Source organism: Rhodopirellula sp. SH410 (assembly GCF_055811895.1).
Genome location: NZ_CM147949.1, coordinates 8,048,100 through 8,061,115 on the forward strand (window position 1 = coordinate 8,048,100; position 13,016 = coordinate 8,061,115).

The 13,016-nt window shown below is 58.6% G+C and carries 8 protein-coding genes; 6 read left to right on the forward strand and 2 right to left on the reverse strand.

Annotated features, from left to right (window positions below; translation table 11 throughout):
* Position 1 precedes the first annotated feature (1 nt).
* A complete protein-coding gene (locus SH410x_RS29695) occupies positions 2-1,321 on the reverse strand; it encodes an O-acetylhomoserine aminocarboxypropyltransferase/cysteine synthase family protein (protein ID WP_473673410.1) in 1,320 nt (439 codons plus the stop codon).
* Between the two features lie 356 nt (positions 1,322-1,677).
* Between SH410x_RS29695 and SH410x_RS29700 the strand changes: the two genes are divergently transcribed.
* Entirely contained in the window at positions 1,678-3,252 is a 1,575-nt protein-coding gene (locus tag SH410x_RS29700) for a prenyltransferase/squalene oxidase repeat-containing protein (RefSeq protein ID WP_473673412.1), read from the forward strand.
* A 184-nt stretch (positions 3,253-3,436) separates the two neighbouring features.
* Here SH410x_RS29700 and SH410x_RS29705 read toward each other — a convergent pair whose 3' ends face one another.
* A complete protein-coding gene (locus SH410x_RS29705) occupies positions 3,437-5,008 on the reverse strand; it encodes an aspartate:alanine exchanger family transporter (protein WP_473673414.1) in 1,572 nt (523 codons plus the stop codon).
* A gap of 380 nt (positions 5,009-5,388) precedes the next feature.
* On the opposite strand from SH410x_RS29705, the gene SH410x_RS29710 reads away from it, so the two are divergent.
* From SH410x_RS29710 to SH410x_RS29730, 5 genes are all read left to right on the forward strand, one after another.
* Positions 5,389-6,903, forward strand: coding sequence for a YeiH family protein (locus tag SH410x_RS29710; RefSeq protein ID WP_473673416.1), 1,515 nt, complete (start codon positions 5,389-5,391; stop codon positions 6,901-6,903).
* Positions 6,904-6,908: 5 nt separating this feature from the next.
* Complete coding sequence (locus SH410x_RS29715) at positions 6,909-8,900, forward strand: ABC transporter ATP-binding protein (protein WP_473673417.1); 1,992 nt, start codon at positions 6,909-6,911, stop codon at positions 8,898-8,900.
* 75 nt (positions 8,901-8,975) lie between these two features.
* Positions 8,976-11,054, forward strand: a complete 2,079-nt coding sequence (locus SH410x_RS29720) for a redoxin family protein (protein ID WP_473673418.1) — start codon at positions 8,976-8,978, stop codon at positions 11,052-11,054.
* 145 nt (positions 11,055-11,199) lie between these two features.
* Positions 11,200-12,087: a dienelactone hydrolase family protein gene (locus tag SH410x_RS29725; RefSeq protein WP_473673420.1), complete on the forward strand. Its 888-nt coding sequence runs from the start codon at positions 11,200-11,202 to the stop codon at positions 12,085-12,087.
* Positions 12,088-12,381: 294 nt separating this feature from the next.
* Positions 12,382-12,978: a thioredoxin family protein gene (locus tag SH410x_RS29730; protein ID WP_473673422.1), complete on the forward strand. Its 597-nt coding sequence runs from the start codon at positions 12,382-12,384 to the stop codon at positions 12,976-12,978.
* Positions 12,979-13,016 lie beyond the last annotated feature (38 nt).

Here is a 13,016-nt window from a genome sequence, read left to right on the forward strand (position 1 = left end):
CCTATGCAGTAGCCGCGGCCAAGGCTTGTTTCAGGTCATCGATGATATCAGCACTGTCTTCGATACCGATCGACATGCGGATGTATTCCGGGCTCACACCGGCACGTCGCTGCTCGTCTTCGGTGAGCTGTTGGTGCGTGGTGCTGGCGGGATGAATCACGAGCGTTTTCGCATCGCCAATATTGGCCAAGTGCGAGCAGAGCTTGCAGGAGTTGATGAATTTCTTACCCGCTTCGGCACCACCCTTGATGCCAAATCCGAGGATTGCACCCTTGCCGTTGGTGAGGAACTTTTCCGCGTTCGCGTGATGCTTGTGCGACTTCAATCCAGGGTAGTTGACCCACTCCACCGCGTCGTGACCATCGAGGAATTCGGCGATCGTCATCGCGTTTTCGCAGTGGCGTGGCATCCGCAGGTGCAGCGTCTCGACACCCATCAGGGTGAGGAACGCGGCAAACGGGCTCATCGCCGCTCCGGTGTCACGCAGCCAATGCGTGCGGATGTGAAGGTTGTAGGCGATGTTGCCCATCGGACGCAGGTGCTCTTCAAAAACCGCACCATGATAGGAGGGCGATGGAGCGCAGAACTCAGGCCATTTTTCCGGCTGGTCGGCCCACTTGAAGTTGCCGCTGTCGACGATCGCACCGCCGATGTGAACGCCGTGACCGCCCAGGAACTTGGTCGTGCTGTAAATCACGATATCGACGCCGTGCTCGAAAGGCCGCAGCAACATCGGCGTCATGACCGTGTTATCGCAGAGCACCGGCAGGGCACCGTGAGGAGCCGTGTGGGCGGCGTCCGTGATCGCTTTGAAATCGGGGACGTCATTGCGTGGATTGCCGATGCTCTCCATGTAGACGAGCCGTGTGTTCTCGTCGACGAGCCCGTGAATGTCTTCGGGTTTGTCGGGATCAAAAAAGCGAACTTCGATGCCGAGATTCTTGAGCGTTTGCGAGAACAGTGTCCACGTGCCACCGTAGAGCGACGTGCTGCTGACGATGTTCTGGCCGCTGTGGGCGAGTGTTAATACGGCTGCCGTGATCGCTGCTTGGCCCGAGGCGAAGCACAGTCCGGTGACGCCGCCTTCCATCGCCGCCAACCGCTTTTCCAAAACGTCCACCGTCGGATTCATCAATCGACTGTAGATGTTTCCGAATTCAGTCAGCCCAAACAACGCCGCGGCGTGGTCGGTGCTGTCAAATTGGTAGCTTGTCGTCGCATAAATCGGCACCGCTCGCGATTTGGTCGTCGGGTCAGCGACCTGCCCGGCATGGAGAGCTTGCGTGGCAATGCGATGGTTGTCGGTGGCGTCTGCAGACATCGATGGTTCGCGAGGGCTTTGAGGTGAGGAAAAGGTCCAGATGGGTTCTTCAATTCGAGCGATAAACTAGCAGATTTGCAATGCAGTCGGTAGCAGGCACGAGCCTTGCGACACCATCAGATCGCATCGATTCGCACCGAAATCGCCTCGGATGGGACAATGTGTTTTGTTGGTGGGGGTGGTGAACCCGTCGGGCGAGATGGGTACAAACGCGCGCCGATCGCGTTTTTGACTTAGGATACGCCCATAAACCTTATCCTACGGGGCACGCGTCACCTATACTATTTTGATACCGTTCCCGAATCCCCCCTTCCCGCGTTTCCGTCAACACTCACCGTCCCCATCGGATTCCCTCTATGTCGACCACGACGGACCCCGAACTGCCCGACTTGGATACGCTGCTTGCGGCGCATCCACCCGCCGACGAGGAGCGTGAGGAAGAGCGCGAAGAGAACGGTTTTCCACCTCGGCGAGGCGGGTTCCTCAAGGAGGCTCCCGCTTGGCTGATCAGCACGTTGGTTCACGTTGCGATCCTGCTCGCTCTCGGTTTGGTCACGCTCGCCGATCCGGTCAAGCTGGTGAATGTGCTCTCGGCGACCGCGACAGGGGAGGAGGGACCGGAGATCGAAGAGTTCACGATCGAGGAGATTGACCCCGGTGAAATCGAAGTGGTTGAGGAAGTCTCCGAACCGGTCGAGGTGGCCGAAGCGATGGAGATGACCGAACCGGTCGCGGTGGACGTGCCGATGGACATTGCCGCGGTGCCCTTAGATATCTCGGATCTGGCCTCACAGATGGCACCCACCTCAATGAGCCTGCAAACGCTCGCGTCGGTGCAGGAATCGGCCATGGACAGTCGCTCGGACCAGATGAAGAAAAAACTATTGCGAGAACTTGGCGGCAACTCCGCCAGCGAGGCGGCAGTCACCGAAGCGCTTAAATGGCTGGCACTGCACCAGATGCGTGATGGACGTTGGACGTTTGCTCATAACCTCGTCTGTAACAATGCATGCGGGGACGCGTGTGAGCCCAACCGAGCGTCCGCGTTCAACGCCGCAACCGCGATGGCATTGCTGCCCTTTCTCGGGGCAGGGCAAACGCATAAATCGGGCAACTACCAAGACGTGGTGCGGCGTGGCCTGCAGTACCTCATCCGCAGCGGCAAGCCAGGCACCAAGGCGGGGTTGGCCGTCCTGGACTTGAGCGAGTCCGCAGGCAACATGTATTCACATGGTTTGGCCGCGATCGCACTGAGTGAAGCCTATGCGATGACCGGCGACCCCACGCTCGCGGTGCCCACGCAAGCGGCGCTAAACTATATCGTCGCTGCGCAGTGTCGCGACGGCGGTTGGAAGTACCGTTTTCAGGATCCCACTGGCGGTGACACGTCCGTCGTGGGGTGGCAGATCATGGCGCTCAAGAGCGGGTACATGGGGCACCTGATGGTACCACCCAAAACCATCCAAGGATCACTGCTGTTTCTCGATAAAGTCCAGTCCAATGGCGGATCCAGATATGGATACAAGACGCCTGACACCAATTTAAATGCCTCCATGACCGCAGTGGGATTACTGTGCCGGATGTACACCGGTTGGGAAAAGAACAACGAAGCGTTGCAGCGAGGTGTGGCCGATCTCGCGAAAATCGGTGTGATCAAAAATGACATTTACTACGATTACTACGCCGCTCAAGTCCTGCGTCAAACCGGCGGTCCGGAATGGGATAAATTCAACGCCGAACTGCGTGATTGGTTGGTCGAGACCCAGGCTCAAGAGGGCGGGGCGAAAGGCAGTTGGTATTTTGACAGTGCCCACGTATCCAACGCCGGCCGACTCTGCATGACTTCGTTCGCCACCATGATTCTCGAAGTCTACTATCGCCACATGCCGCTGTACTCCCAGCAGAGCGAAGAAGACGACTTCCCGTTATAAGCACCTGCGAATGAGTTCTTGGATAGAACCCCGCTAGGAACGAGCGGAAAATAAGTGGCCGAACGCTCCGCGGTCGGAATGGTCGACCGCGGAGCGTTTGGCCACCACCGGCGTCGGCAAAACCTTTCGAAATGAGCCGATGGGCGTTCGCTCCGGTTACCGCGTGAAACGCCGAGTCGTTCGACTACAGAAGCTTGACCAGCAGCGGGGCTGCGATCGTAATCAGGACCAGGGAGACGGGATAGGCAGCAATGTAGCTGGTGACCGGTTCACTCGAATCGGTGGAGCTGGTCAGGGCGGCCAGTCCCGGCGTTGAAGTCATTCCGCCACAGGCCGCCCCGAGCGATTGCAGTCGCGACAATCCGAACAGGTAGATCGCCATCAGGTAGCCCGCGGCGAGCGGCAATGTCGCGATCGCGACCGCAGCGATGCACAGAACACCCCCTTGCTGCTGAAGCACAGCCCAAACATTCGCACCAGCCTGGACGCCGGCATCTGTCAAGAAAAGGGCCAGTCCACCTTCGGTCATCAAGATCTGGGCCGCCGGCGGAAACGACCCGGTGACAAACCCAATTCGGCGGAAGTGCCCGAGGATCAAACCAACACACAAGGGGCCACCGGCAGTACCAAGTGATGCCGAGACGCCGCCCAGCTGAATGGACATTTGACCGACAACCAGGCCAATGGTGAGGCCGAGTGCCAGCGAGAGTAAATCGGTTTCGTTGAGTGTCCGCGGGCGATGGCCGACCACTTTCAAGACCCGGAGAAGGTCCGCAGGCTCGCCGACCAAGGTGAGCGTGTCACCGAATTCGATTCGCGTTTTTGATGATGGAACAAACCCCTGGTCGATCCGGCGGATGCGAGTCACGGTGACTCCGAAGCGGGATCGCAAGCGGAGCTCCTTCAAGGTGTGTCCATAGATGTCCGGCGAAGTGACAACGACATCCTTGCGTTCACGCTCTGCGTCGAGCACAACGTCTTGGAGATCGCACAGCACGCCAAGCGTCTCGGCAACGCGTTGTCCCTCTTCGTGCTGTCCGACCAACATCACGCGATCGCCCATCGCGAACACATAATCTGAGGGGGTGGGACGCCACCGCTGATTCAAGAAAACACGAGATATTTGGCAGGGTAAATCCGCGGATGCGGCCACTTCACTAGGCCGTTTTCCAGCAACCCCCGGATTCGCAACCTCAACGACATGGCGTTGGATGTTCGTATCCTCTTCGCTGCGAGGGCTCGCCTCTGACTCGGCCGCTGACGTTGGAGTTTTTTTCAGCATTACCTGAACAAACAACACGATGATCGCGATCCCGAACGGATAGGCAACGCCAAACGCAACGGCGACCTGGTCTGGTTCGGCGACCGCCTCGCTGGCGGCACCGAGCGCTGGGGTGCTGGTCATGGCCCCAGCCATCAGGCCCGCAGCAATATCGGCGGGCAAGCTAAATAATTTTGCGCAGATCCACGTCACTCCCACGCCGGTCGTCACCATCACCGCGCCGAGTGTGGCCATCACTCGAGCGCTCGACGCGAGACCACGAAAGAATGTGGGGCCCGCTGCGATGCCGACGCAGTAGACGAACAGCGCCAGGCCCAACGTCCCCAAACCTTGGGGGATCTTGACGCCCAGATGACCAGCAAACAACGCGACAAACAGAATCGAGGAGGTTCCGATCGAGATCCCGCGAACCGAGACTTTTCCTAAGCCCAAGCCGAGAGTGATGATGACAAGTAAGGCGAGTAAAGGATCCAAAACAGCGTTCCTGCGTGATGAGGGTCAGTGCGATTGACCACAACATGGATACTCATTGGAAGCGGGAATGTATACTCGCGGTGGGGCCAATGTCTGTTGCTCGACCCTCCGCACGGGGCGTAGGGTCGTTCCGAGGCGCAAACGGCGAGCGATTCTCTCGGTGCAGCTTGCTGCGACGAATGGACGGGGCAACGAGCGGGATATCGGTGCCCCACCCGCCTCGGTCGGAGTGATCGACCACAAAATCGGGCCGTCTTCTTCGGCTCGTTCCTGCACAGACGCGGACGGACGCTGCCTGCCCCTGGGCGGTCGACCATGGCGAACCGTGATCGATCTTGCTAATCTAGCGACATTTCATTCGATGTCACGAAGTATCCACCATGTCCGAAACCACCCCACCCGTCGACGATTCCCAACCGACGAATACGACGCGAGATTCTTTCTGGAACGAAGACCTGCTCGCGATTGTCATTGGGTGGACCATTCTGTTGGTTTCGCTGGCCAGCGTTCGTTTGGTCACGACGGTCCCTGACACCGTTGCGGCGGGGGTCACCGACACGAGCCCGGTTGTCGAGCCGGAGACCGAAGCGACCAATCTGCTCGCCCCATTTGTCGGCAAGCCCAGTCGCTGGTACGGCGATCCCGTCGACGCATTTCGCAAGGAAATCAAATCGAAGAAGGTTGCCGCGGATGAGGCGATCGCCGAGGAGCCGGGGCCCCCTCCTGGGCCAACATTTCAGCCTGAGCTATCACGACTGACCGGGACGCTTGGTGCGGGGCTGATCATTGGCGGCCTGTTCACGCTCGTTTTATTACTAAGCGGAGGCCGCGCCCGAGAATTTATGCTCGGTTTTCCCGCTGTCTTTCTACTTGCCGTGCTCTCCTACGTGATGGCGGGGCAGGCGGTCGTCAGCGCCTATAACCTGGAATACGCATTATGGGCACTCGTCGTGGGGTTGGTGATCAGCAACACGGTTGGGACGCCGCAGTGGATGCGTGGTGCCGCACGCACCGAATTTTTCATCAAAACGGGACTCGTGCTGCTGGGCAGTGAGATCCTCATGAGCCGCTTGCTCGCACTGGGCCTACCGGGCGTCTTCGTCGCTTGGGTGGTCACCCCGATCGTACTGATCACAACGTTCTGGTTCGGCCAGAAGGTGCTCAAGATCAAATCGGCAACACTCAATATGGTCATCTCGGCAGACATGTCCGTGTGTGGCGTCTCGGCGGCCATCGCCTCGGCAGCGGCCTGTCGGGCTAAGAAGGAAGAACTCTCGTTGGCGATTGGGATGTCGTTATCGTTTACCGTCATCATGATGGTCGTGATGCCAGCGGTGATTCGGTTCACCGGCATGGATGAGGTGCTCGGTGGGGCCTGGATGGGCGGCACGATTGATTCGACCGGGGCGGTCGCCGCGGCGGGCGAGTTTCTCGGCGATCGCGCCCTCGAGGTGGCCGCGACCATCAAAATGATCCAGAACATTCTGATTGGCGTCGTCGCGTTTGGTATCGCGGTTTTCTGGACGACGTACATGGATCGCGACCCCAATTCAAAAATCAATGTGGGCTGGTCCGAAATTTGGTTGCGGTTTCCCAAGTTCATCCTCGGGTTCATCATTGCGTCGATCGTCTTTTCGCTGATCGCTGGATTCGCCCAAGACGGTGCACTGTGGACGGGAGCCTCGATTGGTTTCACCAAGGGGCTGCGAGGTTGGTTGTTCTGTTTGGCATTCGTCAGCATTGGCTTGGAAACCAACTACGCGGCAATCAAAGAGAACTTGAGTGGCGGCAAACCGTTGCTGCTATACGTCTGTGGGCAATCCTTGAATTTGGTGCTCACTCTGGCGATGGCGTACCTGATGTTTAAGGTCGTGTTCCCCAACGCCGGACAGTAAACGGCATGGCAATTTCCCCGAGTCGTCGCCGGTTCAACGACTATCGAGTGACCGTTCGAGAACGCCATCGCAAAGGTGCCGCGCCGCTGCCGCATCACCACTCGTCGCCACACGGTAGCTCGGAGGGCGATGGTTCGCGGCAGGCGCGCAGCCAGAAGAAAATCGGTGATCGGACTCGCTCTTTCGTCGAACTTTTTGCGGCGTTTTGGCAGCTGATTGCCGGTCACCGGGGACCGATTATCGCCGCACTCGGGTTTTTGAGCGTGGGGATCCTGATCCGCTTGATCCCTCCGCTGGGAACCAAGCTCGCGATCGATTCCGTGCTGAACCAGCCCGCCCGGCCGCTGCCGGAATGGTTGCTGCGAATCCCCGGCGCCGCAGAGGTGCTCGGCGATCCGACCGCCTCGCCGATGCGAACGCTCGTGGCCATTGCGATCGTGGTGACAGTGTTGACGGCGATCGGCACGATTGTGAATCTGATCGGCCGGTGGCTGGCGACGAAAACGGTGAACAAGGCTCAGGTCTCGATTCGCCGTCAGGTATTTGACCACGCGATGCGTCTGCCGCTGCATCATGTTTATGCGATGAAGAGCGGCGGCGTGGCCAGTTTGATCCGCGAGGACGCGGGGGGTGTCGCCGACCTGATCTTCAGCATGCTGTACAACCCATGGCGAGCGATCATCCAGTTCTGTGGTTCACTGGTGATCTTGATGTTTGTCGATTGGAAGCTGATGCTCGGCGGAATGCTGCTGCTACCGGTCGTATGGGTCACTCACCGGACGTACATCAATCGTATCCGGCCGCTCTTTCGTGACGTCCGCAAACAGCGCCAGCGGATTGATAGCGGTGCGACTGAAACGTTTGGCGGCATCCGCGTCGTTCGCACTTTCTCACGCTCTCGCACCGAATCATCACGCTACGTACGCGAAGGTGATTTCCTCGTCCGCCAACAGCTCTTCACGTGGTGGTGGATGCGTACGATCGAAACGATTTGGGAAGTCGTGATCCCGCTGGCGTCGACCGGTTTGCTGCTCTACGGTGGCTACCAGATCATCGAGGGGCAGCTGACACTGGGCGACTTGATGATGTTTCTCGTCTATCTGACGATGCTACTCGATCCGCTCGCCACGCTGGCTGGCAGCGCCGTCACGTTCCAAAATAACCTCGCTGGGCTCGACCGCATCCTCGATGTCCTCGACATTGATGAAGAGTTACCCAGCCGCGAAGGGGCCGCTCGTCTGGCCACCCAGACCCGCGGCGGCGCGATCTCGATTCGCAACGTATCGTTCCACTACCCGGGCACAGACACCCCTGTGCTGCATGATGTTACGTTCGAAGTCGCAGCCGGACAAACCGTCGCGTTGGTCGGTCGCAGCGGTGCTGGCAAGACAACGCTGACGAACTTGATCGCTCGGTTTTACGATCCCACCTCCGGCGAAATTCTCTATAATGGCGAGGATCTTCGCGACATCCAGCTTTCGAGTTACCGATCGCTGCTGGGGATTGTCGAGCAAGACGTCTTTCTGTTCGACGGCACCGTTCACGAGAACATTGCCTATTCGAGACCGAAGGCGGATCGCAGTGATGTCGTTGCTGCTGCGGTTGCTGCGGCTGCCGATGAGTTCATCAATAAAATGGAGCAAGGCTACGACACGGTCATCGGTGAGCGGGGTGTGAAACTGTCCGGCGGCCAGCGACAACGACTCGCGATCGCGCGGGCGATCTTGGCCGATCCGCAAATACTCGTCCTTGATGAAGCCACCAGCAACCTCGACAGTCAAAGCGAACGCTTGATTCAAGCCAGCCTATCTGAACTGCTTGAAGATCGCACCGCGATCGTGATCGCGCACCGACTCAGCACCATCGCAGGAGCGGATTTGATCGTTGTGCTCGAAGACGGCCGCGTCGTGGAGACCGGCACGCATGCCGAACTGCTGGCCCGGGGAGGCCATTATCAGGGCATGGTCGACCTGCAAATGAATCAATCGACAGGTTGACCCAAGGGCACGTCCTCCCCCTGTTTTTGAGCGTCCACGCGGAAGTTTTTTCGTTTCCCGAGTGGCCATCGCCCCGTGTGGGCACGAAACGGTGACGGCAAACTGCGATTTTCGGAACTGATCTTGATCTTTGGTCGTCGCTACGGGGATGATCGGGATTGTTGTCTTCGCGGCGCTTCGGTGCTCACTTCCCCGGCCAAGAAAAAAGTATCCTCAGTGATGGACGTTCAGACGATTTTGCCAACACAATTGCGCTTCCAAGCCAAACGAATGTGGTTTTGTGCGTTGTTCCTGTTTTCCGCCTCGCCGGCCTGGGCGGCACCGCCTTCGGCTGCTGCGGCCCTGGGACTGAAACCTGTGCAAGACGGTGTCGTTTACGAACTGGTAGCAAGCGACCAAGTCGATCGCTGCACCGTGCGCGACATTGACCGCAGTGACTGGTCGGGCTGGGAGGTCGTCGCCGCCGACGGCACGATGCTGAGACGGTTTGCCGATACCAACGGCGACAAGAAAATCGATTTGTGGAGTTATTTCCAGTACGGTGTCGAAGTCTATCGCGACGTCGACGTGAACTTCAACGGCAAGGCTGACCAGTACCGTTGGATGGCGACCGGCGGCACTCGCTGGGGGATCGATGCCAATGAAGACGGCACGATCGATAGTTGGAAAGTCATCTCGGCCGAGGAGACAACGAGGGAACTGATTGCGGCGTTGGCGACACAGGACGCGACCCGCTTTATCGTCCTCTTAGCATCCCCGGCGGATATCAAGGCTGCAGGCATTGGCGGTGAAATGCAAGAAACGCTGAATCGAAAAGCAGCCCGGGCGGCGGCTAAATTCAAGGAGTTCGCGGGATCGCAAGACGCCGTGGACCCCCAAGCGAAATGGTTGCAATTTGCCGCAACATCTCCCGGACTGATGCCCGCCGGTGAGGGTGGGTTTGAGAAAGACGTCGTGGCTTATGAGAACGCCGTAGCCATGTTTGAATCAGGCGACCATTCGGGACAGCTGCTCGTAGGCTCGATCATGCGAGCGGGTGATGCGTGGAAGTTGCTCGACCTACCCGTGCTGGCAGAGAAAGGCGAACCGATCGCTCAGGCGGGAGGCAATTTCTTCACGCCGGGCGGTATGTCCGCGGGCACAGCCTCCGGCTCGAGCGCTGGAGATACAAAAACTCAGATTCTCGTCAGCAAACTCGAATCGATTGATTCGGCGATGGCGCAGACGACAGAGATGAAAGCCTTGGCGGTGCAGAACCAACAGCGTGCCGACGTCGTTGCCAGCTTAATCGAGGCCGCCACCACACCTGAAGAACGCGACACCTGGACCCGACAGCTCGTCGATACGGTCAGCGTTGCGGTGCAGAGTGGTGCGTACCCGGAGGGGCTGGAGCGACTCAAGTCGCTCGCCAAGTCGCTGGGGCAATCTCAAAGCCCACAAACCGAAGCGCTGCGTGCTTACACCGAGTACCAATTGATTGGCACCGAATACATCTCCCAGCAGGGGCCTGACGCGGACTTCGCCAAAATCCAAGAGTGGTGGTTGGGAGAACTCAACGAATTCGCTTCACGCCACCCGCAAGCTCCCGAAACGGCCCAGGCGAAATTGCAATTGGCGTTGAGCAAGGAGTTCGAAGGCCAAGACGAAGAAGCCCTGAAGTTCTACAAACAAGTCGTGACCGATTTTCGCGGCACGGATGCTGCCGAGCGAGCCGCCGGAGCCATGGTGCGTTTGCAATCGGTGGGCAAAGAGGTTGAGCTGGAAGGCATGACGATTCAAGGCAAACCATTTCGGCTGAGCCAGTTGCGTGGCCGTCCCGTCGTGCTGCACTACTGGGCGACATGGTGCGAACCCTGCAAACAGGACATGAAACGGCTGCGCAGTCTGCAGGCTCGCTACCAGCGTGCTGGGCTGCAGATCGTCGGTGTCAATATCGACAATTCGCGTGAGCAAGCGATCGCATTTCTGAAAGAGACCTCGCTGCCATGGGTTCAGTTGTACGAAGACGGCGGTCTCGAAGGCAGTCCGCTCGCCAAGCAATTCGGCGTCCAAACGCTGCCCACCATGATGCTGATCGACAGCAAGGGACGCGTCGTTCGCCACAACATTGGCGAAGCCGAACTCGACGACGAGCTCGCCGAACTTGTGAAGTAAAGTTTGACGGTATAATGAGAGTCACCTTTCGCTCGGCGAAAGGTGCGTGGAACGCTGCTTTCACGGGGGACGTTGACTTCCTTGCGAAGCGAGCGCGACGATCCTCATTTATCTATCCGTTGATCCGAATTGTGTGAGAACGTCCATGAATCGCAAACAAGCCTCTGAGTTCGACCAAGAAGTTCTCGACCTGTATGACGATTTTGCTCACGGCAGGCTATCCCGCCGTGACTACGTCACCCGTCTGGCGAAATTCGCTGTCGGCGGTGTGACGGTGCAAACGCTGCTCTCCAACCTCAGTCCCAACTATAGCTGGGCGCAGCAGATCGATCCGGGTGATCGGCGAATCCAAACGGAAACGATCGGCTACGCATCGCCGCAAGGTGCTGGTGAGATGAAGGGTCTGATGGCGTGGCCGGCGACGGGAAACAAATTCCCTGCCGTGCTCGTCGTTCATGAAAACCGCGGGCTCAATCCATACATCGAGGACGTCACACGCCGTCTCGCGGTCGCCGGATTCCTGGCGTTTGCCCCGGACGCGCTGACGCCCTTGGGAGGCTATCCGGGCAATGACGACGAAGGTCGGTCGATGCAGTCCAAGCGAGATCGCGAGGAGATGATGCAAGACTTCATCGCCGCCGCGAAATTGCTCGACACCTATCCACTGTCAACCGGCAAGGTGGGCGTGGTCGGTTTCTGTTACGGCGGCGGCGTTGTCAACGAGCTTGCCGTGCGGCTTCCCAACATCATCGACGCGGGTGTGCCATTTTACGGTAGCCAACCGGGGGCCGATGAGGTGGCTAAGATCAAGGCACCGCTGCTGATCCAAAACGCGGAACTCGACAAACGCATCCTTGCCGGGGCACCTGCATTTGAGCAATCGCTCAAGCAGAACGAAGTGCCATTCGAGGCTCACGTGTATCCGGGGGTCAACCATGGATTTCACAATGACACGACGCCTCGCTATGACAAAGCAGCTGCTGAGTTGGCATGGCAGCGCACGATCGCGTGGTTCAAAAAGTATCTCGCTTAGGATCGAGCGGAAAATTTGTGGCCGAACGCTCCGCGGTCGGAATGGTCGAACGTGGAGCGTTCGGCCACAATCTCAGATCGTGATTTCGCGCTCGTTCCATAGCCACCGGGAACGGGTCGGCAAAGTGGTTACGCTCGCCCGAACGTGGATCCCACGCTCGGGCGACGGTCGCGACATAGGATGATCGTTGCCTGTCGCGCGGTTGCGTGCAGTGTTACACTGGCGTCGTTTCACTCACGGGAGTTTGGCTACGGCGAGATTCTCTTTGGTCCCCCCCGAAAACGACAATCACTCATGGTTCGCACTGCTTCGACGATGATGCCACTGGGCACCGCGGCTCCCGATTTCTCGCTTCCTGAGACCGATGGCGATACCGTGTCGCTGGCGGATTTCAAAGACAGCAAAGCGCTGTTGGTGGTGTTCATGTGCAACCACTGCCCGTACGTCAAGCATGTGGCCGAGCAGCTCAAGCTGCTCAGTGACGAATACATGCAGCACGGCGTTGGCATTGTCGGCATCAATAGCAATGACATCGACAAGTATCCCGAAGATAACTTCGCGGCCATGGCAGCGGAAAAGGCGGAGCGGGGCTATGCGTTCCCCTACGCCCTCGATGAAGATCAATCCGTGGCGATTGCCTATGGTGCGGCCTGCACGCCTGATTTCTTTTTGTTTGACGCCCAGCATCGTTTGACGTATCGGGGTCAGCTCGACGGCAGCCGTCCAAAATCGGGTGCGGCCGTGACGGGTGTGGATCTCCGCGCTGCCCTTGATGAGACGTTGGCCGGGCGGACCGCGGCGATCGATCAGAAACCGTCGGTGGGCTGTAATATCAAATGGAAGTCTGGTAATGAACCGGCTTACTTTGATCCCACTGGCAGTGCGAACTGAGCAGCGTGGCATCGGCTCGACGCCGCTGCCACTTAGCA

Excerpts from the sequence above, each read along its gene's own strand:
- SH410x_RS29695 (WP_473673410.1), bottom strand. The coding sequence starts at position 1,321 with ATGTCTGCAGACGCCACCGACAACCATCGCATTGCCACGCAAGCTCTC.
- SH410x_RS29700 (WP_473673412.1), top strand. The coding sequence starts at position 1,678 with ATGTCGACCACGACGGACCCCGAACTGCCCGACTTGGATACGCTGCTT.
- SH410x_RS29710 (WP_473673416.1), top strand. The coding sequence starts at position 5,389 with ATGTCCGAAACCACCCCACCCGTCGACGATTCCCAACCGACGAATACG.
- SH410x_RS29715 (WP_473673417.1), top strand. The coding sequence starts at position 6,909 with ATGGCAATTTCCCCGAGTCGTCGCCGGTTCAACGACTATCGAGTGACC.
- SH410x_RS29725 (WP_473673420.1), top strand. The coding sequence starts at position 11,200 with ATGAATCGCAAACAAGCCTCTGAGTTCGACCAAGAAGTTCTCGACCTG.
- SH410x_RS29730 (WP_473673422.1), top strand. The coding sequence starts at position 12,382 with ATGGTTCGCACTGCTTCGACGATGATGCCACTGGGCACCGCGGCTCCC.